The sequence below is a fragment of the Spirosoma soli genome, from assembly GCF_042684525.1.
Taxonomy (GTDB): Bacteria; Bacteroidota; Bacteroidia; order Cytophagales; family Spirosomataceae; genus Spirosoma; species Spirosoma soli.
Window position 1 is genome coordinate 189,078 of sequence record NZ_JBHULN010000002.1, and the last position, 24,326, is coordinate 213,403.

A 24,326-nucleotide genomic window follows, 5' to 3' on the forward strand; every position below is an offset into this window, starting at 1 on the left:
TATGAACGTGAAAGATTGGTGGCATAATCGTGACGCAACGAGTGGGCCACGGCGAATTTTGTGCGTCCGGCCCGACAATTTCGGTGATGTTCTGATGACATCGCCCGCCTTTCGCGCCCTGAAACAAACCTGGCCTGACTGCCATCTTACGTTGTTGGCAGCGTCGGTTGGCGCGGTTGTAGCCTCAATGATTCCCGAACTTGACGAGGTCATTACGTTTGATGTGCCCTGGGTTCGGTCGGATGCTCAGCATGACCCGGCTAGCGTATTGACTATGGCAGAGACATTGCGGGAAGGTGCTTTTGACGCAGCCATCATCTTTACCGTACAAAGCCAAAACCCGCTTCCAACGGCCATGCTTTGTTATCTCGCCGGTATTCCGCGCGTTTTGGGCTACTGCCGCGAAAACCCCTACCAGCTTCTAACCGATTGGATTCCCGATCCTGAAGTCTTAGTAGCTACCCGCCACGAAGTGGATCGGCAACTTGATCTGGTAGCCACCGTCGGCTGCCAAACCTATGACGTTCGCTTGGCCCTGCAATTACCCGCCGGTGCACGGGAACGAGCCATGCAGCAACTTCAGGAAGCGGGTGTCGACATAATGCGTCCGTGGTTGGTACTCCATCCCGGTGTCAGTGAAGAAAAGCGACGCTACCCCGCCAATGGATTCGTTAAAGCCGCGCATCGGCTGACGGACCTACATAATTACCAGATTGTATTAACGGGCAGTGCTTCTGAGTGGGCCTACGTAGATGGCATCTGTCAGCAGATTGGCGAGGATGCGTTCAATGTGGCCGGTACCATGGACCTGGCTACGCTGGCTGGCTTACTGGCCGAAGCGCCGGTGCTGATTTCCAATAATACGGGACCGGTACATTTGGCAGCCGCCGTCGGAACGCCAGTTGTCGTGCTGTACGCAAAAACCAACCCGCAGCATACGCCCTGGCAGGTACCGAACCGGGTGCTGTACTTCGATGTGCCCGCTGAACTACGATCCCGGAACGTATTGCTTCAACAATTTCCTGAACCTGCCGAGCCAGTCGCATCCGCCGATGCCATTGTATTGGCCGTGAAAGAATTAGCCCGTGAACTGATCACCGTGCCAGCCCATTAGGGCAGACCAGCCAGTTTTGTATACATCCTTTACTCATTTCTTATTAGCAACAGCCGATCAACCGGCTGAACTGCACTCAAACACACTCAACGCATGTACTCACTCGGAATCAACGCGGCTTTCCACGACCCGGCCGCGGCTTTAGTTAAAGATGGCGTAGTGCTGGCCGCAGCCGAAGAAGAACGTTTTACCCATATCAAGCACGGTAAACGACCCGTACCGTTTTCAACCTGGGAGCTGCCCTACAACGCGATTGACTTTTGCCTCAAAACGGCTGGCATCACCTTAGCCGACGTGGATCACATTACGTATTCCTTCGATCCACACCCGCTGCTGGGCGAGCGTAGCAACGCGTTGACGGTTGAGATTCCGTTTCGGCCCGAGGGTGTGCAAGCGGGTATTCTCGGTTTTCAGAATCCTTACGAAGGCCTTTTCCTGGCGTCTATCTTAAACGCACCTGGGCATTTGGTCGATGGTGTTCCGTTGCACTTGTCTAAACGATTTCAGGGAGCAACGCTGGAAAGTGTCAGCCAGCGCTGGCACTTCGTAAACCATCACCTGGCTCATGCTGCCAGCGCCTTTTTACCGAGTCCATATGAGAATGCCGCCGTGTTGGTACTCGACGGCCGGGGCGAGCAGGTATCTACGAGTTACTGGATGGGCAACGGCAACCAGATGGAGTTGCTGAGTGAAGTTGCTTTACCGCATTCGCTGGGGCTGATGTACGAGCAGATGACGACCTACCTTGGCTTTCTGCACTCGTCCGACGAATACAAAGTTATGGCGCTGGCCTCTTTCGGAAAGCCTGAATACGTCGATTATTTCCGCAGCCTGATTCAGATTGACGCTAATGGACAGTACACAATTGCTTCGCTAAATCTGGAACAGCAGTTTGGTCCGGCCCGCACGAAAGGTGGCCCCCTCGAAGCGCTGCATTTCGACATTGCGCATTCGGTTCAAGCCGTGCTGGAAGAAACCGTTCTTCGATTACTTAATTGGTTACACGAACGCGTCGGAGGGCAAGTCGAAAACCTGTGCATGGCGGGTGGTGTAGCGCTCAATTGCGTCATGAACGCCCGGTTGCGCGACCGTGGTCCGTTTAAGAACATCTGGATACAACCCGCAGCGGGAGACGCCGGCACAGCCCTTGGCGCTGCCCTGTGGATCGACACTCAACAGCGCCAAACGAATGAACGGGCCTATGAGATGGAACATGCCTACCTCGGTCCTGCCTATACGGATGCTGAAATTGAGCGCTTTTTGCAATGGTCGAAACTGCCGTACCGAAAGCTGGACAACGTAGCGCAGGACGTAGCCGAATACCTGGCCGAAGGGCACATCATTGGCTGGATGCAACAAGGCATGGAATTTGGTCCACGGGCGCTGGGAGCACGCTCCATTCTGGCCCCACCTTTCCCGGCCGAAATGCAGGGCCGACTGAACGATCTTAAAGACCGGGAAGATTTTCGACCCGTTGCGCCAGTAGTCATGGAAGAGTATGCGGCCGACTACTTTGTGAACGCCCGTAAATCGCCGTTTATGTTGTTTGTTAATGATGTAAAAGACGAAAAAAAGCCTGAAATTCCGGCAGTAACGCACACCGACGGCACCGCCCGGATTCAGACGGTTAACGAGGGGCAGAATGCACCCTATTACCACCTGTTGAAGGCATTTCATAGCCTCACCGGTGTGCCTATTTTAGTAAATACGTCGTTTAATACGCAGGGAGAACCCGTTGTTTGCAGCCCACGGGATGCCGTTGAATCATTTTGGACATCGCCATTGGACGCTTTAGTGATCGGTTCGTTTATGCTGGAGAAAACGAGCACCGGCCGCGACACCGTTACCTGGTCACGTAGTAGTGAAGCGGTGTCGAAGGAGTTTCAACCTATTTTTGGTTAGGTTTTTGCAGGATGTTGACCATGCTGTTTAGCCCGTAAAAGAAGCATAATTTAAATCCTTGTTTTCAATACGTTGTATCTAATTTACAGGGAAGATGTACTACTCTTTTACCAGGACAGCGTAACGTTATCCAACTTTATCTACATTCTCACATAGCCATGATTCCTGAATTTTCGGTCGTGATTCCAACGTATCAACGGCCGGCCCTGCTCCTGAAATGTCTTGACGCGTTAGGTCGTCAACAGCTCCCGCGCGACCAGTTTGAAATCATTGTGGTAGACGATGGCAACTCGCCCGAAACTGAAACGGCGGTCGCTCTCTTTGCCCGACAGATTGCGCGGGCTGGTGGCCCCTTAGAAGTACGCTACCTGGGCCAACCCGAACGGCGTGGCCCGGCTGCTGCGCGAAATCGAGGCTGGCGGGCTGCGCGAGGACGTATTGTGGCCTTTACTGACGACGACTGTATTCCCGAACCTACCTGGTTACCGGCTGCGCTGGCGTGTTTTCAACGGGGCGCGCAGGTTGTAACGGGCCAGCTCAGAATGCCTCTGCCCGACAACCCGTCGCATTACGACCGCACGACGGCTTTCCTGGAAACGGCCGAGTTTATTACCGCTAACTGCTTTTGCCGTAAAACCGCCCTCGAGCGAGTGGGTGGCTTTGAAGAAGCGTTTGACATTGCCTGGCGCGAAGACAGTGACTTGCAATTTAAACTGATTCAGGCTGGTATACCGATCGGGAAGTGCCCTGAGGCCATCATCGTTCATCCTATGCGTCAGTATCCCTGGTACGCTCCGTTGCGCGACGAACGAAAAAATAGTTACGATGCCCTTTTATACAAACGCCATCCTGACTTATTCCGCGAACGCATTCCAACCTACCGGGGCTTGGTATTACAGTATTACGCAGCCGTCGTGAGCATAGGCAGCGGTGTTATTGGCCTGTTAGCAGGCAATGATACGGTAGCCGCATCAGGTCTGGGCATCTGGGCGCTGTTATCGGCCGACTTAATTGTACGCTACCTACCAGATGAACATGTTGGCTGGCTCGATGTAAAACATGCCGTGCTCACTGCCGTAGCGACGCCGTTTTTATCGGTTTACTGGCGGCTTTACGGCGCCTTCAAGTATAAAGTTTTGTATTGGTAATTTTTACATAGCCTGGCCAGGCTTGCGCTCAAGCGGCCAGGCTACTTTATCTATGACACTGAGCGACTACCTCCCCCACCCACCTCAACGCATCGCTGTATTGAGGGCCATCAAATTAGGCGATTTGTTGTGCGCGGTGCCTGCTTTCCGGGCATTACGCCGAGCGTATCCTGATGCACATATCGCATTGATTAGTTTGCCGTGGGCGGCTGAGTTTGTCACTCGTTACTCTGATTATTTCAACGAGTTCATTCTGTTCCCCGGCTGGCCGGGGTTACCTGAGCAACCGCTGGACGTAGCCCAATCCGTTACGTTCCTACAAGAGATGCAAGCCCGGCAATGGGACCTTATGTTTCAGATGCAGGGGAACGGAACCCTCGTCAATGCCATGCTGACCCTTTGTGGAGCGAAAGCGGTGGTTGGTTTTCACCCGGCTCATTACCCCGAACGATTTTTTCCAAATCCGGAGTTATTCGCGCCCTACCCCGAAAACGAACACGAGGTGAAGCGATGGGTACGCTTGATGGAGTTTGCAGGTATTTCACCGCAAGGCTACGAATTAGAATTTCCGATTACGGAGCAGGACCGGGCAGGAGCGCAGCAAATTCTACGGGCAGTCGGAATAGAAACCGCAACCGATCATGCCCAAAACCGCTACGCTATTCTCCATGCGGGGGGTATCTCCGGTCGTCGCTGGCCAGCAGCCAACTTTGCCAACGTTGGCGATGCGCTAGCCGAACAAGGCTTTACGATTGTTCTGACCGGCACCGCTACTGAGCAATCCCTTATCGAAACAGTTCAGGCGACCATGCATCATCCGGCAGTAAGCATAGCCGGAAAAACAGATTTAGGCACACTCGCGGCCGTATTGGAAGGGGCCTCCGTCCTGGTCAGCAACGACACGGGCGTGTCGCACGTAGCGGCTGCCTGCCACGCCCCGAGCGTCGTTATTTTCACCTCTGCCAAACCCAGCGAATGGGCGCCTTTAGACACGGCCCGACACCGGGTTATTCTGGAGCCTGAGGCAACCACAGAACGGGTTATGGCCGAAGTAACTTCGCTGCTTAACGATCAATATATCCGTATCACCTCACCAGTCAGTACGCCTTCAACGCTTTTAAGATAGCCGTATACAACTCGTTTCATCGATACGGGTATGTGGCCGGGGAAAGCGCTACCTAATTCCTCTTCCGAATCTTCGACCAGTCCGGGGCAAACAACATTGAGCCGGAGGCCACGCTTCAATTCCACCGCGGCCGAAACGGCAAATGCGTTGAGCGCCCCGTTTACAACGCTTAAATTAACGCCATTGCGAATGGGATCGTCGGCCAGAATACCCGAGACCAGCGTAAATGAGCCGTTGTCGTTGATATAGTCTTTCCCAACCATAACGAGGTTTACTTGTCCCATCAGCTTGCTGCGAATGCCTTTGTAGAAGTCCTCTTCGGTCATGGTATCAAGCGGCCCAAAATGCCCGCCCCCGGTCGCACTGACGAGGGCATCAAACGGACCTACTTGGGTAAACATAGCCTCGATAGACGCCCGAGACGTAATATCAACGGTTACGTCGCCGTTTCGGCTAGCCCGAATGACTTCGTGGCGCGGTGCTAACTCAGTGAACAGGTGCTGGCCAATGGTGCCTGACGCTCCTACAAGGATGATTTTCATAGTTAATGCCTAATTAACGGTATATTTTCTTTGTTAATACGTTTACATACCTGTGTAAGCTATACAATCCTCTTTTTATATCACATTCTTCCGGGTTTGGCCAGCCAAAGAATACCATCTGGGGACATTTGTAGCAAACGTTTTGTTAGTTAAGGGTAATTTTGAGTTTCTAAAATAGTCCGGATCATATTGAGATGAGTCATTTGCAACAGTCCTTCGCGGTTCGATTCACGTACAACGTTTTCTTTACCGAACAGCTTTTCGCCAATACAAACCCGTTACTCGCCGACTTCTTTAGCCAGCAAGCAACTAGTGAAGTACGCAAAAAACTGTTGTTCGTAATCGACTCAGGTGTTGTTGAAGCCATTCCTGATCTATTGACAGATATTACATTATACTTTGCTCAACACAGTGATGCCGTTGAGTTAGTACCGGATCTGATGGTTGTTTCTGGTGGTGAGTTAGCGAAAAATTCTCCTGATCTGATCGAAAAAATTGTAGACACTGTAGATCGTTATGGTATCGACCGGCACTCATATGTTGCCGCCATTGGCGGAGGGTCAGTGCTGGATATGGTCGGCTACGCAGCTGCCATTTCGCACCGGGGCATTCGCCACCTTCGCATCCCAACAACGGTTCTATCACAAAACGATTCAGGCGTGGGCGTTAAAAACGGCGTTAACTATCGTGGTAAAAAGAATTTTCTCGGTACGTTCGTGCCACCCGTCGCAGTTTTCAACGATAGTGACTTTCTAACCTCGCTGGACGATCGCGATTGGCGGGCGGGCATCTCCGAAGCCGTTAAAGTAGCGTTAATCAAAGACAAGGTGTTCTTTGAGTGGATCGAAGCCAATGCCGAGGCCCTTGCTGCCCGTGACATGGCAACGATGCAATACCTTATTCATCGTTGTGCTGAGATGCACCTTCAGCACATTGCCGGAGGGGACCCTTTCGAAATGGGATCATCGCGACCGCTGGATTTTGGCCATTGGAGCGCCCATAAGCTCGAGCAACTCACTAACTTCGAGCTTCGCCACGGTGAGGCTGTTGCCATTGGTATTGCGCTGGACACCATCTATTCCAATCAGCTGGGCTGGCTTACCGACGCCGACACCAATCGGGTGCTAACCACGTTACGGACGCTTGGGTTCTCGCTGTATCAGCCTATGCTCGATGCTGACAATAGCGCCGGAATTCTGAAAGGTTTGAGTGAATTTCGTGAGCACCTAGGTGGTCAGCTCACCATTATGCTGCTGCAAGCCATTGGCCAGGGAGTTGAAGTGCACGAAATAGATGCCAATCGCGTGCGGCAAGCCATTGCTACGTTGCGCGAGCAGGAACCAACCGTTCAAACCCTTCACGCATGAAGCTCGACTTTGGACACCTCGGCTACTGCACCAACATTCATGCTGGCGAATGCTGGGCCGATCATTTCGCAGCCCTCCAGCAAGCCATTCCAGCGCTAAAGCAAAGACTTTCACCAGATGCCCCGTTTGGCATCGGCTTACGGGTATCAAACATCGCCAGCGAAGAGCTGGAGCAGCCCGAAAATCTTATAGCTTTTCAGCACTGGCTGGCCGATAACGACTGTTATGTGTTCACGATGAACGGCTTTCCGTTCGGCGGTTTTCATCATACCGTCGTGAAAGATCAGGTCCATACGCCCGACTGGACCACCGAAGCCCGGGTTGAATATACCAAACGGCTGTTCCGAATCCTGTCAGTCCTGCTGCCGGTCGATGAACTCGGCAACGGCATTCAGGGAGGAGTTTCAACGTCGCCCCTCTCCTACCGGCACTGGTTTGAGTGGGAACAACCCGCGGCCCGCGATTACATATTCTCGCAGACGACTCAGAACGTACTCGAAGTTGTTGCCGAACTAGTTCGCCTTCGTAAGCAGACAGACCGACTGATGCACCTCGACCTCGAACCCGAGCCCGACGGTGTCATCGAAACGGCGGATGAGTTCATTACCTGGTTTACGGACTATCTGTTGCCGATGGGCATTGAGCAGCTCAGCGAGCAGTTCAACCTGACGGACGAAGAAGCCGAAGCAACCATCTGTGAGCATGTTCGACTGTGCTACGATGTTTGTCATTTCGCAGTCGGCTACGAACGCCCGGCCGATGTACTGGCGAAGCTTAAAGAGTATGGCCTGCGGGTGGGTAAAGTTCAGGTTAGCGCGGCTTTAAAAGCTGAGTTTCCCGACGATGTAGAAGGCCGTGAAAGCGTTCGACAAGCGTTCGAGCGATTCAACGAGCCGACGTATCTGCACCAGGTTGTGGCCCGGACGAAATCGGGCGAACTGCTGCGTTTTCCTGACCTGCCGGATGCCTTAGCCGCTTTTAACGATGAGCATGTGGAATGGCGGGCGCACTTTCACGTACCCATTTTCGTATCGGACTATGGCGTATTGAAATCCACCCAGGACGATATTCGTGACGTATTACAACTACAGGCTGACCGGGCCTTTACCAATCAGTTTGAAGCCGAAACCTATACCTGGGACGTTCTGCCGGAAGGGTTGAAGGTTGACCTGGTCGACTCAATTGAACGGGAGTTAAAATGGATTCAACAATTCTCATGAACCGCAAAGACGCTAAGGCTTCGCAAAGAGCGCAGGGTATTTCTTAGCGTTCTTCGCGTTAACCTTTGCGCCTTTGCGGTTAATAGAAAACTATGCAAAAGACCGTAGTACTCGACGTAGTGGGCCTGTCTTATTCGCTAATTGGCGAGCATACGCCCTTCCTGAAACAATGGTTTGCCAAGAAGCACCAGGCCACCATTGATCCCATGCTGCCAGCGGTGACGACCGCCGTACAGTCTACCTACGTAACCGGCAAATGGCCCAATGAAACCGGCATTGTCGGGAATGGCTGGTATGATCGCACCGACTCGGAAGTGAAGTTCTGGAAACAGTCGAACAAGCTGGTGGCGGGCGAAAAAATTTGGGAGCGAGCCAGGAGAATAGATCCCAGCTTTACCGTCTCAAAAATGTTCTGGTGGTATAATATGTACTCCAGCGCTGATTACTCAGCCACACCTCGCCCACAGTACCCGTCCGACGGACTTAAGTTTCCGGACTGCTATACCCATCCCGGCGATTTGCGCGATAAGCTTCAGCAGGAGCTCGGCACTTTTCCTCTGTTCCAGTTCTGGGGACCGGCCACCACCATAAAGAGTACGCGCTGGATTGCCGACGCATCACTGCTGGTTGACAAATGGCACAATCCAACACTGACGCTGATTTACTTACCGCACCTGGATTACTGTCTGCAAAAGTTTGGTCAGGACTTCGCAAAAATTGGCAATGACCTACGCGAGATCGACGACGTTTGCCGCGACCTCATCCAGCATTATGAGAAACAAGGTGCCGAAGTCATTGTGCTGTCGGAGTACGGTATTACCAATGTCAGCAAGCCAATCCATATCAACCGCGTACTGCGCGAAGCGGGTATGATCCGTTACCGCGAAGAGCGTGGTTTAGAGTTATTCGATGGAGGAGCATCGCCCGCCTTTGCCGTAGCCGACCACCAGATTGCCCATGTGTACATCAATGATTCGTCTGTCTATAACAAAGTGCGGTCGCTGCTGGAAAAGACACCAGGCATAGAGTTGATCCTGGACAAGGAAGAGCAAAAGAAGTATCACATCGACCACGAACGCTCCGGCGATTTTGTCGTAGTAGCCGACGCCGACAGCTGGTTTACGTATTATTATTGGCTCGACGACGCTCGTGCTCCGGATTTTGCCCGGCTGGTAGCTATTCACCAGAAACCCGGCTACGATCCCGTTGAAATGTTTATGGACCAGACAAATCCGTTGATTAAGCTGAAAGCGGGCTACAAATTGGGTCGTAAAATGCTTGGTTTCCGGTACCTCATGAACGTGATCTCCCTCGACGCTACACTTGTGAAAGGATCGCACGGGCGAATCGGTACAGCCCAGGAGTACCATCCGGTTTTTGTCAGCAGTCAGAACGTAGGCAAGTCGTTGTCAGCAACGGCTGTTTACGACCGAATATGGGATGCAATTTCCGTGGGTGTACCTGCGTGAAACATCGGCATTTGTCGCTAACTTGTAGCTGACTAGTTAGCAACAAATGCCGACTTATTGCAGTTATCGCCAACGAACGCCTGTATTATGAAAGCCCTTGTCGCCCTCCTTCTTCTGTTCGGCGCGGCTTGCACCTCAAGCCGAACGCCGGTTGTCAACGCACCCGCCGATGGTGCGGAGTACTATCAACCGAACCAGGCAACGTATGCGGTGCGGAATCGCATCTACCCAGATCCCCACGGTGGCCTGGGGCATTCGCAGGACCCCGACATTCGGGTGACCGATATCCGCCTGACAGCCAGTTATACCGTGCTGTATCTGACGTTCGGCAAAGATCCTAATGATCGGAACAACAATTATTACGGCTCCAGTAGCGTATCATTCAATCCGAAAGCTGTGCTGGCGTCTTCTGACGGAAAACGAACGTATGCTTTATTAAAAACAGAGGGTATCCCCATGACGCCCCAAACGCGCGAAATTAAGAACGACGAGAAAGTGTCATTTGTCTTGTACTTTGAGCGGCTAGATAAAGGTGTAGAGTCGTTCGATCTGTTTGAGTGCAAAAGCGACAACCAGAGCTCGTGCTTCAACGTGGCGGGCATGACCATCGAAAACCCGGCAGAGTCGTCGGCTCAACCACGGTGATTTTGTTTTTTTAACGTTTAATACACCGAAACCAGTTATCAGACGTTAAAAATCTATAGTTGCTACGTAGTTAAGGTCTGATTATGCCATTCCGTCGAGTTACCAAAATCTGCTTGTGCCTACCCCGTTCCCTCACTTTTTCTTTTATTTTCTTGCTTGTCAGTCTGTTCACCTGGGCGCAGGTTACCTTAAAACACAGACTATTGAATGGCTATCAATTAACAAGTGAGGCTCCCATCAATAAAGGCAAGCCAACGTTGTTTGTCTTCGAACAAGCCGAAACATTTGATCAGGTCTTTAAAGCGACAGCGGCAAGTAAACGCGCTGATGCTCCAAACTTTGGCAAGGAAATGGTTATCGGTATTGCTCTGCCGTCTACCAATAAACCACCAAAGCTTTCGGTAAGCCGGATATTTGTTAACGACTCCACACTCACAGTTCGCTACATTCGCATGGCGGACACTACCCAGACCAACCCTGCGCAATCTTCTACCACCACGCAACCAACGCTGGTCGTGGCTATTCCTAAGCAGACTGTTCTGAAGACACGTCTTATCGAAAACGGTAAGCTTATACAGACGCTCCAAAAGCGAGAAAGCGACTAGGGCTCGTTACAACTTATTTGTATTTTTACAGTATCTCCTAAAAATTCTTTGTTCAAGCGCGGTTAGCGTTTTATAACTTTTTGCAGGTAGTAATTTTACAAAAAACCTGCGTTCGTGACAATTAGTTTACCCATACTACACGTTATCTCTGTTCAAACAATTAAGTAGATAAGAGAAGTCTGCTTAGTTACGGTTAAGTTACATCAGTAAATGTTATCATTTTAACTTGCTATTGATCAGCTTGATAAATTTTTAAACAAGTTTAATCCTTGCCTAAACAGGATTAAAATAGATAGGTAGCCAATTATGCATTTACGTAAATAATAAACAGATTAGGTCAGCTTTATCATTACTTCATATAAGCAGATACCTTCTTAACCATTTTAGAATGCTATTAAATAATTGTACTATTCCAATTAATAGTAGCAATAATATCCAAATTATATAAAAATAACAAGTTGTAGAAATCTAAGGTTAACAAAACGACGTAGAACAAATCTATTAGTTAACTAACTACACTTCTAAGAGCGTCTAGTCATGAGGACTTCATTAACAGATGAGGAAATGATTCGTTTGTATTTACCAACTCAACCAACTCATTGCTTTGAGGAGTTATATAATCGCTACGTCAGTAAAGTATACAAACGTTGCCTCTCAATCACTCATGACTCAGAAAAGGCCGAAGATTTTACCCACGATATTTTTATAAAAGTATTTGCTAAGCTCGACGGTTTCCAGGAGCGTTCCAGCTTTTCTACCTGGCTCTACTCCGTTTCGTACAACTACTGCCTGGACCAGCTTCGGGTCTCTAAGCGAATAAACACGGTAGCAATTGACACCCAGGTAGAAGATAATTTGCAGGAGTCAGAAGAAGCTCAGTTGCAGGAAGAAACCCTTCAATTGGTGAAGTTGGCAATGAAAACCCTGTCTACCGATGAAACCGCACTGCTAAAGCTTAAATACGAAGACGGACTTAGTGTTGATGCTATTGCAAAGTTATACGGCGTAAAGAGTAGTGCCATTAAAATGCGGCTCAAGCGCACCCGCGACAAAATTCATCAGCAATACAAGACACAATACCCTGGTTGATCATTTATGAAACAATCTTTACTCTAGTCTAGCTGCTTACAGAAGAACCCGATCCAGGCATAAGCTTGCACGAGCGCCTGGTCGGAGGGCAGGTCCGGGAATAGAATCATCAGATTTACTGCGGCTTCCAGGCGGTCGGACAGCGGAGTATCTACCAATAAGATCTCTAAATCGGTATGCATGGCAGGGTTTGTTAAACGTTATCTGCCTTACTAGATTCTTATCCGTGAGGAACGGTTGGTTAACAAATGACTTTTTTCAAAAAATAGCTTCATCGCTGTCTACTTAGCGGTTATCATGGTCTGCCAGGCGAACTCCTAAAGTTCGCTTTTTTGTTATCAACAGAACTGGGCTCATTCAGCCGCCTGTCAGGCATCTGGTTTTATTGCCCCGGTCAATTTCCGTATCTTTGCACTCATTTTTAACCACACGAGTAGCCCGGCGTTGTTGTTTGGGATGACTTGTGTTTTCCGATCATGCCAAGCGTGAAGTATCAGCAATACGAATCCCTCGACTACGCACAGATCGCGGCCGAGGTTTTGACTTACTGGAACCAGAATCAGGTATTCGAACAGTCCGTTGCCATTCGCCAGGGGAAACCATCGTTTACGTTCTATGAAGGGCCTCCTTCGGCAAATGGGACGCCTGGTATTCACCACGTTATGGCCCGGACGATCAAGGATATTTTTTGTCGGTATAAAACGCTTCGTGGCTTTCAGGTCGAGCGTAAAGGCGGCTGGGATACGCACGGCCTGCCCATTGAGCTACAGGTCGAAAAAGAGCTTGGTATCAACAAAGATGATATTGGTAAAACCATCAGCGTAGAGGACTACAACCGCAAGTGCCGCGAAACGGTGATGCGGTTCACGGATCAATGGAACGAAGTAACCCAGAAGATGGGCTACTGGGTCGACCTTGAGAACCCTTACGTTACGTACAAAAATGAGTACATCGAGTCGGTCTGGGCGTTACTTAAGCAACTTTACGACAAGAATCTCCTGTATAAAGGATATACGATTCAGCCCTATTCGCCAAAAGCGGGGACTGGTCTTAGTTCGCACGAGCTGAACATGCCCGGTACGTATAAAGATGTTCGGGATACAACCGTAGTAGCGCAATTCAAGGTCAAACCGACTGGTAAGTCAGCCTTTTTATTCTATGACTCAGCCGATGAAGATATACACATCCTGGCCTGGACCACTACGCCCTGGACGCTACCTGCTAACTCGGCGTTGACAGTAGGAAGAGATATTGACTATGTCCTGATCAAGACGTTCAACGCGTATACTTTCGAGCCGATCAATGTCGTGCTGGCCAAACCGCTGGTTAGTCGATGGTTCAACGAAAAAAGCCAGGTTGGGTCATCTAATGACCCAGCTTTTGACGCATACCTTCCCAATGATAAATCCATCCCCTGGGCCGTGCTGTCATCGTTTAAAGGCGAACACCTGGAAGGCATCGAGTACGAACAGCTCATGCCTTACATCCAACCAGATCGCCCGGCTTTTAAGGTTATCCTGGGCGATTTTGTGACAACCGAAGACGGTACGGGCGTAGTGCATACATCGCCCACCTTCGGCGCGGATGACTTTCGCGTAGCGCAGGCGGCTGGCATTCCACCCATCATGGTGAAAGATGAAACTGGCAAAGACGTTCCTATTGTGGATCGCCAGGGACGTTTTGTGGCTGAAATCACGGACTTTGCCGGACGGTACGTTAAAGAAGAATACTATTCCGACGAAGAACGCGCCGATCCGGAGTTTAAGCCGACAGATGTGTTGATTGCTATCAAGCTGAAAGAAGAGAACAAGGCGTTTCGGGTGGAGAAATACGAACACCCCTACCCACACTGTTGGCGGACGGATAAACCGGTCTTGTATTACCCGCTCGATAGCTGGTTTATCCGCACCACGGCGGTGAAAGACCGGCTGGTGGAGCTGAACAAAACTATCAACTGGCAACCCGAAAGTACGGGTACCGGCCGTTTTGGCAACTGGCTCGAAAACCTCGTTGACTGGAACCTCTCGCGCAGCCGCTACTGGGGAACTCCCTTACCAATCTGGCGCAGCGAGGCTGGTGAAGAAGTCTGCATCGGCTCAGTAGAGGAGCTGGTGTCATTGAGTGAAAGAGCGAATGAGCGAATGAGCGAATGGGCTGCTCAGGGCCAGGCCGATTACCAAGCTTATATCGATAAGAATAAGGCATTTCTGACGGCTTACACGGATGGCTCTTATGACCTGCACCGCCCCTATTCCGATGAAATTTATTTCGTCTCGGAGTCGGGCAACGTCATGCAGCGCGAGCCGGACCTGATCGACGTTTGGTTCGACTCGGGCGCGATGCCGTATGCACAGTGGCATTACCCGTTTGAGAATCAAGACGTTTTCGGCAAGGCCTTTCCGGCCGATTTCATTTCGGAAGGCGTCGACCAGACACGGGGCTGGTTTTTCACGCTCCATGCCATTGCCGTTATGCTGTTTGATTCGGTCGCGTTCAAAAACGTAGTCTCGACGGGGCTAGTGCTCGACAAGAACGGCAATAAGATGTCGAAGCGGCTCGGTAACGCGATTGACCCGTTTGCGACGCTGGCTCAGTATGGCCCCGATGCCACGCGCTGGTACATGATTACCAACGCCGAGCCCTGGGACAACCTGAAATTCAACGTCGATGGCATTGGAGAGGTGCAACGGAAGCTGTTTGGCACGTTGTCAAATACGTACAACTTTTTTGCACTCTACGCGAATCTCGATCAGTTCTCGTTCGAAGGACGTACGGTACCCGTTGCCGAACGCCCTGAACTAGATCGTTGGATTCTCTCGAAATTGCAATCGTTGATTCTGGAAGTTGAGCAGCAGTTTGACAGTTACAATCCAACGAAAGCAGGTCGTGCCATTCAGGACTTTGTCAACGATCAATTGTCGAACTGGTACGTTCGGTTGGCACGTCGGCGCTTCTGGCAGGGCGAGATGACCAACGATAAACGGGCGGCTTACGAAACGCTGCACGAATGCTTAACAACCGTGTCGCAGTTGATGTCGCCGATTGCGCCGTTCTACGCGGATTGGTTGTATCGTAGCCTGGTAGAAGGCGCTACGTCTGTTCATTTGACCGATTTTCCGGTGGCTGATCAAGCCATCATTGATGTAGAGTTGGAGCAGTCAATGGAGTTAGCACAAGACGTATCGTCGCTGGTGCACTCATTGCGTAAAGGGCACAAACTGAAAGTGCGACAGCCGCTAAGCCGTGTATTGATACCCGTGCTGAGCGCTGATACACGTCGGCAGATTGAGCACGTTGCCCCGCTGATTATGTCGGAGGTCAACGTAAAGGCGGTCGAATTTGTCGACGACGCGAGCGGCATTCTGAAGAAGAAAGTGAAGCCTAATTTTAAGGCGCTCGGTCCTCGGTTTGGCAAACAGATGAAGGACGTAGCGGCTGTTATTACGGCTATGAACGAAGAGCAGCTGAAGCAGCTTGAAGCCAACGGTGGCTTGCAACTGGGCGATTTCGACTTGCAGTTATCGGACGTTGAGATCCTAACGGAGGACATCCCTGGCTGGCTTGTTGCCAGTGAGAGTGGCCTGACGGTGGCGCTCGACGTAACGGTGACCGACGAACTGCGGAGGGAAGGCATTGCTCGTGATTTCGTGAACCGGATTCAGAACCTACGCAAAGACCGTGACTTCAATGTTACGGATAAGATCATCATTGCGCTCGAACGAAACAACGACCTGCTGGCCCAGGCGATTGAAAGTAACAGCAATTACATCCAACAGGAAGTGCAGGCTTTATCACTCGATGTAGTGACCGATCTGAACGGGTCAGCCACCGAAATTGAAATGGACGAATTCCTGCTCCGGGTAAAAATAGATGTAGCCCAGTAAGCACAAATTCATACCAGCAATTGAAAAAGGCGGCAATCCTATTGGGTGCCGCCTTTTTATTCATATAAGCTTTACAGAGATCTTAACAAAAAGTGTTCGGTGGCATGAAACTTGCCAATAAGCCGGTATATACAATTGGATGAAGTGTTAACCTCATTGGCCAATACAGGCGCACTACACTGATATACAATGCGTTTATCGTCTGCGTCTTGGGAATGTTAACCTACCTTCTGATTGTGATTCGTAAAGTCTAAAAACCCGTTGGTCATTCGATGCAAAGCCAATGACTGATCTAAACTCTGTAAAACTTGGTAGACTATTTACGCACCACACTACACTCATTTGCGAACAACTACCAGGCCGTCATGTGGCGGCTCCGCGAATGTTCACTCAACGACGAACAACTAGGCTTGGCGCTGGGAGTCAGCGGTAACGCTATTCGCAACCGACGCGCCAAGCCAGATTTATGGAAACTCTCGGATGTTGAGCGATTGGCAGCCCATTTTTCGCTGCCCGTAACGGCCTGCGTTCAATTGAACCAAGCCTTACATGAACTACCTCTTCGGTTGAGAAGCCTTCCGGCGGACGAGCGTCGGAAAACAGAACGGCTCCTACTTATCAAAACGATTCAGCTTGAATCGTACAACAAAAGCGATTGGCCAGTGCGGTACCTGCTGCGGATGCACCAGGCGCTGGCGGAGACAAACCGCTAGACAAACAAGCTGACTCTCTGTTTACTTCCAGCTAGGAATGTTCTTAGCTGGAAGCGTATTTTGCGGTGACATAACGACACCGTATGAAACTGTACTTTCATTCATCCGTCATTTATTGGCTGCTTTCAAGCCTTACCGCTTTAGGCCAGGCGCCCACTATTACCCGAGGGCCGTATCTACAAGTCGTCACCCCAACCTCGGTTACTGTCCGCTGGCGCACCAACCAGTCTACTGACAGTCGCGTTACGTTCGGCACCCGCGCTGGTCAATTTAACCAGCAGGCATCCGTGGCCCAGCTAACCACCGAACATATTGTTACGCTAACGGGCCTTCAACCAGCTACAAAATATTATTACACTATTGGTAGTACCGCAGCGGTCCTATCTGGTGACTCTACCCAAAATGTGCGTACAGCGCCGGTTGCTGGTAGTACCGCCCCAATCCGGTTTTGGGCACTCGGTGACTTTGGTAGCGCAACCCCTAACCAGTTCGCCGTCCGTGACCAGATTGCGCGCTTCACTGCTGGCCACCGTCCTGACATCTGGCTGTGGCTCGGCGATAACGCGTACAACGCGGGCACCGATGCGGAGTTTGGTCAGAAAGTATTCGCCGTCTACCCTGATTTTTTCAAAAATATTCCGGTATGGCCTGCTCCCGGTAATCACGATTATGGCGACAACATTTGCGCTATGGATATTGATTATTACAAGATATTCAGTGTCCCGGTAAAAGGCGAAGCGGGTGGAGTCCCCTCAGAAACAGCCTCATACTACTCGTATGATTATGGTAACGTCCATTTTATTTCACTAGATTCCTACGGCACTCAAGGCAGCCAGTCCCGGCTTTATGATACAACTGGCACCCAAGTACAATGGCTCAAACGCGATTTAACCGCCAATAAGCGTCCCTGGACGGTTGTTTACTTTCATCATCCACCCCATACTAAAGGCTCTCATAACTCGGATACAGAAGACGAGCTAGTACGGCTTCGTCAAAATCTTACCCCTATTCTCGAACGTTTCGGCGTTGATCTGGTCCTGAACGGGCATAGCCATGTGTATGAGCGCTCATACCGGTTGCGAAACCACACCGGTTTGGCCAATACATTTCAGAAACGGACTAACACAACTGATACCACGACATTCAGGTACGATGGCTCAGCTAATTCCTGCCCGGTTGTCAGCCAGGGCGTTGGCACTGTTTATGCCGTAGCCGGGTCAGGGGGACAACTAGGCGGCCAAGCGGCTGGTTATCCACACCCAGCCATGATTTACAGCAATACGTCTCTTGGCGGATCATTGGTTGTTGACGTAACGGACAATCGTATGGATGGCCAGTGGGTAGCCGCCGACGGTTCAGTACCGGATCGGTTTACGATCATAAAAAGCGTGAACAAAACGTCAGCGCTTACGGCTGAATTCGCCGACACACTTCAACTCAATGCCTCCTGGCCCGGCGAGTACCGCTGGAGTAACGGCCAGACAAACCGCAGTATTCGTTATGTAGCGGCTACATCGGGGCAGTTTTCGGTTAAGGTTACAGATCCTCAGCAATGCCTTACCGATCAGTTTCAGGTGAACGTACAAGCCCGCCCTAAGTTAACCGCCCAAACCCCCACTGGTTCTGTTTGTGCGAGTAGCACCATATCGGTTACTGCTCTTCCCGAAAACACAACGAAGGCCGCCGGGTGGCAGTACGACGTATTGCTATCGGACGCGTCTGGCAATTTTACGCCCGAGCGTTTAGTAGGCTCAGGGGCATTGAGCCAGTTAAAAGCGACCTTGCCGGCCAACCTACCAGCCGGAACAGGTTACCGACTCCAGGTTCGTCCGCGCGGCATAACGTATGCAGACGTCGCATCGAGTGGTGCGTTTACGGTAAGTGCGTTACCAACGGCTACGCTCACAGGCTCAGCCACGGTTTTGCAAGGACAACCAGCCTCCCTGACCCTCAGTTTTACCGGCGATGGCCCCTGGCGAGGCAGCTTGTCGGATGGGACGTCGTTCTCGGCCACAACTACCCCTACTGCAGTAACTGTCCTGGCCAAGCAAACTGCTACGTACTCCATCACAGCTCTGGAAAACAGCTGCGGCAAGGGCACTGGCTCGGGGCAAGCGTCTGTGACAATCTTGTTGCCAACCGAGGCCGAGGAGTTTGCCGGTGGTCGATTGAGTATCTACCCAAATCCGGCCCACGATGTCGTTCAAATTGATTTATCGACTACGCAGAAACAAGAGGTTCGTTTATTTCTGCGAGACTCTCAAGGTAAATCAGTGTTTCAAAAGCAGTTTGGTTTGACAACGCACGTCACGGAATCAATACCGATGCCTACTTCGGCCGGTACGTATCTATTGACTGTGCAAGTAGGGCAACAAACGCTGACCAGGAAGGTAGTCCGCCAGTAAGTCATGGGGCTTAATACAGTTTTTAACCTTACTATTCTTTGGCCGTTTTGTATTATTGCAGAATCATTGTCCCTCAACCACTGATTTTGCCGCATGGCTGTTCCTACTCTTTCTTCTGAAAAGCAATCTCCATCAACCAGTCTGTTCGGCCTACCGGTCATTGTGGCCGCGCTGGGTTACTTCGTTGATATTTATGACCTGTTGCTTTTCGGTATCGTACGGGTTCCTAGCTTAAAAGATTTAGGGTTAACACCCGAGCAAATCTCTACTGTTGGGGCTAGTATTTTAAACTGGCAGATGGGCGGCTTACTGCTCGGAGGGATTCTGTGGGGCGTTATTGGTGACAAGCGCGGCCGACTATCGGTACTGTTTGGCAGCATCATTACGTATTCAATCGCCAACATTGCCTGCGGCTTCGTGAAGGACATTACGTTCATGAACCCCACTACCTATTATGCCCTCATGCGATTCGTAGCCGGTATTGGCTTAGCTGGCGAGCTGGGTGCGGGTATCACGCTGGTAAGCGAAATTCTGCCCAAAGAAAAACGGGCCATTGGCACCTCGCTTGTGGCAGGCATTGGTCTTTTCGGAGCTGTGGTGGCGTATTTCACAGTAAAATTATTCGACTGGCAAACGGCTTTTTTCGTGGGAGGTGGTTTAGGCTTTGGTTTGTTACTCCTGCGCGTGGGTGTCGTCGAGTCGGGCATGTTTAAAGACGTAACCGAGCAGAAGCACGTGAGCCGGGGTAACTTCCTGTCTTTCTTCACCAACGCAGACCGATTCATCCGCTACCTCAAATGTATTGGTATTGGGCTACCAACCTGGTTCGTGATTGGTATTCTGGCCACGTTCAGCAACGAATTTGGCCGAGCCCTGGGCATTGCGGAAGAGATACAACCCGGCCTGGCCATTATGTGGTGTTATGTCGGCTTGGCCGTGGGAGATTTGGCCAGTGGTTTCATTAGCCAGGCCATGGCATCTCGCAAAAAAGCCGTTACGTTACTCATGGCGATTGCGCTCGTGTTTGGCTTGATTTACCTGTACGTTGGTATTAGCAGCGCTACTGTTTTGTACGGCCTATGTTTGGCAATGGGCTTTGGCATCGGTTACTGGGCCATGTTTGTGACCATTGGGGCCGAGCAGTTTGGTACCAACATCCGCGCTACAGCCGCGACAACGGTACCCAACATGGTACGCGGGACAGTCATTCTGATGACGAGTCTCTACCAATACCTGAAGCCCTCTTTGGACATCATCAACGCGGGGGCCGTTGTAGGGCTGATTAGCTTTGTCATTGGCTTTTACTCCATCCTGACTATTCCCGAAACCCACGGTAAAGACCTGAACTATCTGGAAGAATAACCAGCGATCAGCTTACTCTGCCAGCCTTACATGCATACACTCAGCCCCGCTCCCCGCGTTTCGCTCCGCCCTCTGCTTACGTTGCCAGTGATTGTATCGGCGCTGGGTTTCTTTGTGGACGTATACGACATGCTTATCTTCAGCATTGTGCGCGTGCCGAGTCTGCAATCGCTGGGTTTGTCGGAAGTCGAGGTGTCCAGAGCGGGTACGTTCATTTTAAATTGCCAACAAGCCGGGTTAGTCTTGGGTGGCATATTATGGGGTGTGTTAGGCGACAAACGAGGACGGATGTCGGTGCTGTTCGGGAGCATTGTTACCTATTCACTCACCAACATTGCCTGCGGCTTTGTGCAGGACGTTAACATGTACGCCTTGTTACGGTTTGTTGCCGGGGTTGGTCTGTCGGGCGAGATTGGAGCGGCCATGGTGCTGGTCAGTGAAATTTTGCCCAAAGAGATTCGCAGCTATGGTTCGTCCGTCGTGGCGGGTATTGGTTACCTCGGAGCCGGGGCCGCTTACCTCACCGTCGAATACTTCAACTGGCGCACGGCCTTCTGGGTGGGTGGTGGCATGGGGCTTGCCTTATTGCTGCTGCGAGTCAGCGTATTTGAGTCCGGCCTGTTTAGCCGCATGAACGTCGAGCATAAGGGCGTTAAGCGGGGTAACTTTCTTTACTTTTTCAGCAGCTGGCCACAAGCCATCAAGTACCTCCGTTGTGTGACGGTGGGTATTCCGACCTGGTTCATTGTTGGCATACTAGCTACGTTCGCTAACGAATTTGGCCAGGCCCTGGGTATTAGTGAAGTAGTAAAGCCAGGTCGTTGCGTCATGATGATTTACGTCGGCTTAGCCGGGGGCGACTTACTCAGCGGCCCCTTGAGTCAGTGGTTACAATCGCGGCTTCGCGCCATAACGGGTCTGCTCGTTTTCAGCATGGTTCTTAGCGGGGTTTATTTGTTTGGGGGCATTACTACCGCCAGCGGCATTTATACCGTGTGCCTACTCGCCGGATTCTGCACCGGGTACATTGCCATGTTCCTGACTATGGTGGCTGAACTGTATGGCACCAACCTTCGTAATACGGCCACCACATCGGTACCAAGCATTGTTCGTGGCACGCTTATCCCCATGACGTTACTTTTTCAAGCGCTCAAGCCGTCCGTGGGTGCGCTGGTTGCAGCTGGTTTGCTGGGGGGCGTCGTTTACGGAATGGCGTTTTGGTCGTTAAGCCGCATGGAAGAGACCTTTGGTAAGGAGTTAGACTTCGTTGAGTGACGTTAAAACCGTTTATCATTCGCTGAAACCGTTGCTCCAGAACGGCAGCTCCCAGCCAGCATTTTAGCATCATTGGGTTGACAGTTAAAGGTTTCCACTTAATTCTTCAACTCAATGAAAACGTTCCTCAAGTCGACTCTCAGCACCTTATTGCTGGCCGCCATTGTATCCGTATCGCTTCCTGGCTTGGCTCAGGATGACCTATCCTCAACGAAATCATTTGCAGCGGCCATGTTTCCAGCAGCTGATGCCTCTAAACTCTGGCTGCATCTGGAGAAGTATAAACCCGAAGACAAGATTAGCGTGGAGTTGTACAACGAACGTGGTAAAATATTGTATCATGGCGTGCTCCCCAAAAAAAGCAACAAGCGTAACAGCTTCCGTCAGCAGTTCGACATGAGCCAGATCAGCGATGGTAAGTACACCTTCCGGGTAACGGGTGGTTCGCAAACACAGGAAATGACGTTTAAACTCACGACACCAACGTTAACTGAAGCTCTGCCAAATCGACTTATTTCGATGAACTAGTTCTTTAAACATAAATGAATCCAGATTAGCACGGGGCCGAGCTTCGTGCTTTTTACGTTTTAAACGGGGCCATTGGCTTCATTTGGCAAATGATTTCGGGATTGATAAAGCCTATTTCAAGAAATAATTGCTTTTTTACGAGCTAAAATAGAAACCTCTTCTGCGTGCTGCAATGAATCAATTAAACCTGACCGATTACGTTATTTTTCTTCTGTACTTTATAGGTGTCTCCTCGTATGGATATTGGATTTACAAACGAAAGCAAAAAGTACAAACTGATACTAAAGATTTCTTCCTGGCCGAGGGTTCGCTGACCTGGTGGGCCATTGGCGCTTCGCTGATTGCGTCGAACATTTCGGCCGAGCAGTTCATTGGTATGTCGGGTGATGGTTTCCGGTTAGGGGTGGCTATTGCAGCCTACGAATGGGTAGCGGCTATTGCCCTCATTATCGTAGCGGTGTGGTTCATTCCCATTTACCTCAAGAACCACATCTACACCATGCCTCAGTTTTTGAGTACCCGCTACAACGAGACCGTGAGTTTAATTATGGCGATATTCTGGCTGTTTCTGTATGTGTTTGTTAACCTCACGTCTATTCTGTTTCTGGGCGCGTCGGCTATCAGCAATCTCATCGGGGGCGACTCGTTCCATGCCATTATCATCGGACTAAGTCTGTTTGCTGTGGTCATTACGCTCGGTGGCATGAAAGTTATCGGGTTTACCGACGTCATTCAGGTACTGGTCCTGATTATCGGCGGACTGGTAACAACCTACCTGGCGCTCACTAAGGTGAGTGAGACATTTGGGCTGGGTAGTTCAGCTATTGCGGGCTTTACGTCAATGATTCGCGACGCCGATGATCACTTTCACATGATCTTCGAAAAACCTGGTCCCGGAGCCGCCCAGGCTGATATCAATAAGTACTTGACCTTACCCGGTATTGCCATGTATTTCGCCGGTCAATGGATTGTAAACCTTAACTACTGGGGTTGTAACCAATACATCACCCAGCGTGCGCTGGGTGCCGACCTGCAAACGGCCCGCACAGGTATCTTATTTGCCGCTTTGCTGAAGATTTTTATGCCAGTTATCGTAATGCTGCCCGGCATTGCGGCTTATGTTATCTTCAAAAACGGCGGTTTGCAACAGGAAATGGTTCGCGATGGTATCGTTGTGGGCGACAATGCTTACTCGGCGGTGCTTACCTTTTTGCCCAATGGTTTAAAAGGTTTATCGGTGGCGGCCCTGACGGCGGCCATTGTAGCGTCGCTGGCGGGAAAAGCGAACTCCATTTCGACCATCTTCACGCTGGACATTTATCACAAATACATCAATAAAACTGCCGAAGAAAAACAGTTGGTGTGGATCGGTCGGTTGACGATCCTCATTGCGATGATTGTTTCCATCGCCTTCGCCTGGAGCGATGCGCTGGGCATTGGTGGCGAGGGTGGTTTTACGTACATTCAGAAGTACACGGGCTACATCAGCCCGGGTATCTTTGCCATCTTTATTCTGGGCTTTTTCTGGAAGCGCACTACGGGTGTGGCTGCGGTAGTTGGCGTTCTGGCCGGCTTTGGCTTTGCCGTACTGTTCAACAACTTTGCACCGGGCTTGTTTGGCAATGAAACGCTCATGTACACGGCCTTCCCAAACTCGAAGGGTGTTTATGAGATTCCGTTCCTGATTGCGATGGGCTGGTCATTCGTGTTAACGGTCCTCCTGATGGTAGCCATTAGCCTGGCCGGGCCTAAAGTGAACCCCAAAGCGTTTGAGATTGATGCAAGCATGTTCCGCCTGTCGCCATCAACGACGGCATTAATTGCGATTATTCTGCTGTTGATTTCTGCCTTGTATATCCGGTTCTGGTAAAAACTTATTGAAACCCTGACAGAACACAGGTTAGGCAAATCCGCTCGATCCGCCTAACCTGT

19 protein-coding genes are annotated in these 24,326 nt (G+C 50.7%); 17 read left to right on the top strand and 2 right to left on the bottom strand.

Going from position 1 to position 24,326, the window contains the following annotated elements; translation table 11 throughout:
• Nucleotide 1: 1 nt before the first annotated feature.
• The 4 genes from ACFSUS_RS04330 (at nucleotide 2) to ACFSUS_RS04345 (ending at nucleotide 5,290) form a co-directional block, all read left to right on the top strand.
• Nucleotides 2–1,114 (top strand): glycosyltransferase family 9 protein, encoded by a 1,113-nt coding sequence (locus tag ACFSUS_RS04330; protein ID WP_381519571.1) that lies wholly within the window; start codon nucleotides 2–4, stop codon nucleotides 1,112–1,114.
• Between the two features lie 93 nt (nucleotides 1,115–1,207).
• On the top strand, nucleotides 1,208–3,016 hold the full coding sequence (locus ACFSUS_RS04335; RefSeq protein WP_381519574.1) for a carbamoyltransferase family protein: 1,809 nt from the start codon (nucleotides 1,208–1,210) through the stop codon (nucleotides 3,014–3,016).
• A gap of 158 nt (nucleotides 3,017–3,174) precedes the next feature.
• Nucleotides 3,175–4,164 carry a glycosyltransferase family 2 protein gene (locus ACFSUS_RS04340; RefSeq protein WP_381519576.1) on the top strand — a complete coding sequence of 330 codons (990 nt, stop codon included), beginning with the start codon at nucleotides 3,175–3,177 and terminating at the stop codon, nucleotides 4,162–4,164.
• A gap of 52 nt (nucleotides 4,165–4,216) precedes the next feature.
• The gene (locus tag ACFSUS_RS04345; protein ID WP_381519579.1) at nucleotides 4,217–5,290 is read left to right on the top strand and encodes a glycosyltransferase family 9 protein; all 1,074 of its coding nucleotides are present in this window, start codon (nucleotides 4,217–4,219) and stop codon (nucleotides 5,288–5,290) included.
• On the opposite strand, the gene ACFSUS_RS04350 is transcribed toward ACFSUS_RS04345, so the two are convergent.
• Entirely contained in the window at nucleotides 5,236–5,832 is a 597-nt protein-coding gene (locus ACFSUS_RS04350) for a short chain dehydrogenase (RefSeq protein ID WP_381519581.1), read from the bottom strand. The two genes, ACFSUS_RS04345 and ACFSUS_RS04350, sit on opposite strands and share 55 nt — an antisense overlap.
• A 194-nt stretch (nucleotides 5,833–6,026) precedes the next feature.
• Between ACFSUS_RS04350 and ACFSUS_RS04355 the strand changes: the two genes are divergently transcribed.
• From ACFSUS_RS04355 to ACFSUS_RS04380, 6 genes are all read left to right on the top strand, one after another.
• Nucleotides 6,027–7,199, top strand: a complete 1,173-nt coding sequence (locus ACFSUS_RS04355) for a 3-dehydroquinate synthase (protein ID WP_381519584.1) — start codon at nucleotides 6,027–6,029, stop codon at nucleotides 7,197–7,199.
• Nucleotides 7,196–8,419: a metabolite traffic protein EboE gene (eboE, locus tag ACFSUS_RS04360; RefSeq protein WP_381519586.1), complete on the top strand. Its 1,224-nt coding sequence runs from the start codon at nucleotides 7,196–7,198 to the stop codon at nucleotides 8,417–8,419. The genes ACFSUS_RS04355 and eboE overlap by 4 nt, the downstream gene beginning before the upstream one ends.
• Before the next feature lie 92 nt (nucleotides 8,420–8,511).
• Nucleotides 8,512–9,888 (top strand): alkaline phosphatase family protein, encoded by a 1,377-nt coding sequence (locus ACFSUS_RS04365; protein ID WP_381519589.1) that lies wholly within the window; start codon nucleotides 8,512–8,514, stop codon nucleotides 9,886–9,888.
• Nucleotides 9,889–9,975: 87 nt separating this feature from the next.
• Nucleotides 9,976–10,533 carry a hypothetical protein gene (locus ACFSUS_RS04370; RefSeq protein WP_381519592.1) on the top strand — a complete coding sequence of 186 codons (558 nt, stop codon included), beginning with the start codon at nucleotides 9,976–9,978 and terminating at the stop codon, nucleotides 10,531–10,533.
• 152 nt (nucleotides 10,534–10,685) lie between these two features.
• A complete protein-coding gene (locus ACFSUS_RS04375; protein ID WP_381519595.1) occupies nucleotides 10,686–11,138 on the top strand; it encodes a hypothetical protein in 453 nt (150 codons plus the stop codon).
• 537 nt (nucleotides 11,139–11,675) lie between these two features.
• Nucleotides 11,676–12,227 (top strand): RNA polymerase sigma factor, encoded by a 552-nt coding sequence (locus ACFSUS_RS04380; protein ID WP_381519598.1) that lies wholly within the window; start codon nucleotides 11,676–11,678, stop codon nucleotides 12,225–12,227.
• A gap of 23 nt (nucleotides 12,228–12,250) precedes the next feature.
• Here ACFSUS_RS04380 and ACFSUS_RS04385 read toward each other — a convergent pair whose 3' ends face one another.
• Nucleotides 12,251–12,409, bottom strand: a complete 159-nt coding sequence (locus ACFSUS_RS04385) for a hypothetical protein (protein WP_381519601.1) — start codon at nucleotides 12,407–12,409, stop codon at nucleotides 12,251–12,253.
• A 294-nt stretch (nucleotides 12,410–12,703) separates the two neighbouring features.
• On the opposite strand from ACFSUS_RS04385, the gene ileS reads away from it, so the two are divergent.
• From ileS to ACFSUS_RS04420, 7 genes are all read left to right on the top strand, one after another.
• Complete coding sequence (ileS, locus tag ACFSUS_RS04390) at nucleotides 12,704–16,111, top strand: isoleucine--tRNA ligase (protein WP_381519604.1); 3,408 nt, start codon at nucleotides 12,704–12,706, stop codon at nucleotides 16,109–16,111.
• Between the two features lie 308 nt (nucleotides 16,112–16,419).
• Nucleotides 16,420–16,824, top strand: coding sequence for a hypothetical protein (locus tag ACFSUS_RS04395; RefSeq protein WP_381519607.1), 405 nt, complete (start codon nucleotides 16,420–16,422; stop codon nucleotides 16,822–16,824).
• Nucleotides 16,825–16,907: 83 nt separating this feature from the next.
• Nucleotides 16,908–19,229: a metallophosphoesterase gene (locus tag ACFSUS_RS04400; protein ID WP_381519609.1), complete on the top strand. Its 2,322-nt coding sequence runs from the start codon at nucleotides 16,908–16,910 to the stop codon at nucleotides 19,227–19,229.
• Between the two features lie 93 nt (nucleotides 19,230–19,322).
• Nucleotides 19,323–20,591: an MFS transporter gene (locus ACFSUS_RS04405; RefSeq protein WP_381519612.1), complete on the top strand. Its 1,269-nt coding sequence runs from the start codon at nucleotides 19,323–19,325 to the stop codon at nucleotides 20,589–20,591.
• Between the two features lie 30 nt (nucleotides 20,592–20,621).
• A complete protein-coding gene (locus ACFSUS_RS04410; protein ID WP_381519614.1) occupies nucleotides 20,622–21,866 on the top strand; it encodes an MFS transporter in 1,245 nt (414 codons plus the stop codon).
• 114 nt (nucleotides 21,867–21,980) lie between these two features.
• Complete coding sequence (locus ACFSUS_RS04415; protein ID WP_381519617.1) at nucleotides 21,981–22,394, top strand: hypothetical protein; 414 nt, start codon at nucleotides 21,981–21,983, stop codon at nucleotides 22,392–22,394.
• A 172-nt stretch (nucleotides 22,395–22,566) separates the two neighbouring features.
• A complete protein-coding gene (locus ACFSUS_RS04420; protein WP_381519620.1) occupies nucleotides 22,567–24,264 on the top strand; it encodes a sodium:solute symporter family transporter in 1,698 nt (565 codons plus the stop codon).
• Nucleotides 24,265–24,326 lie beyond the last annotated feature (62 nt).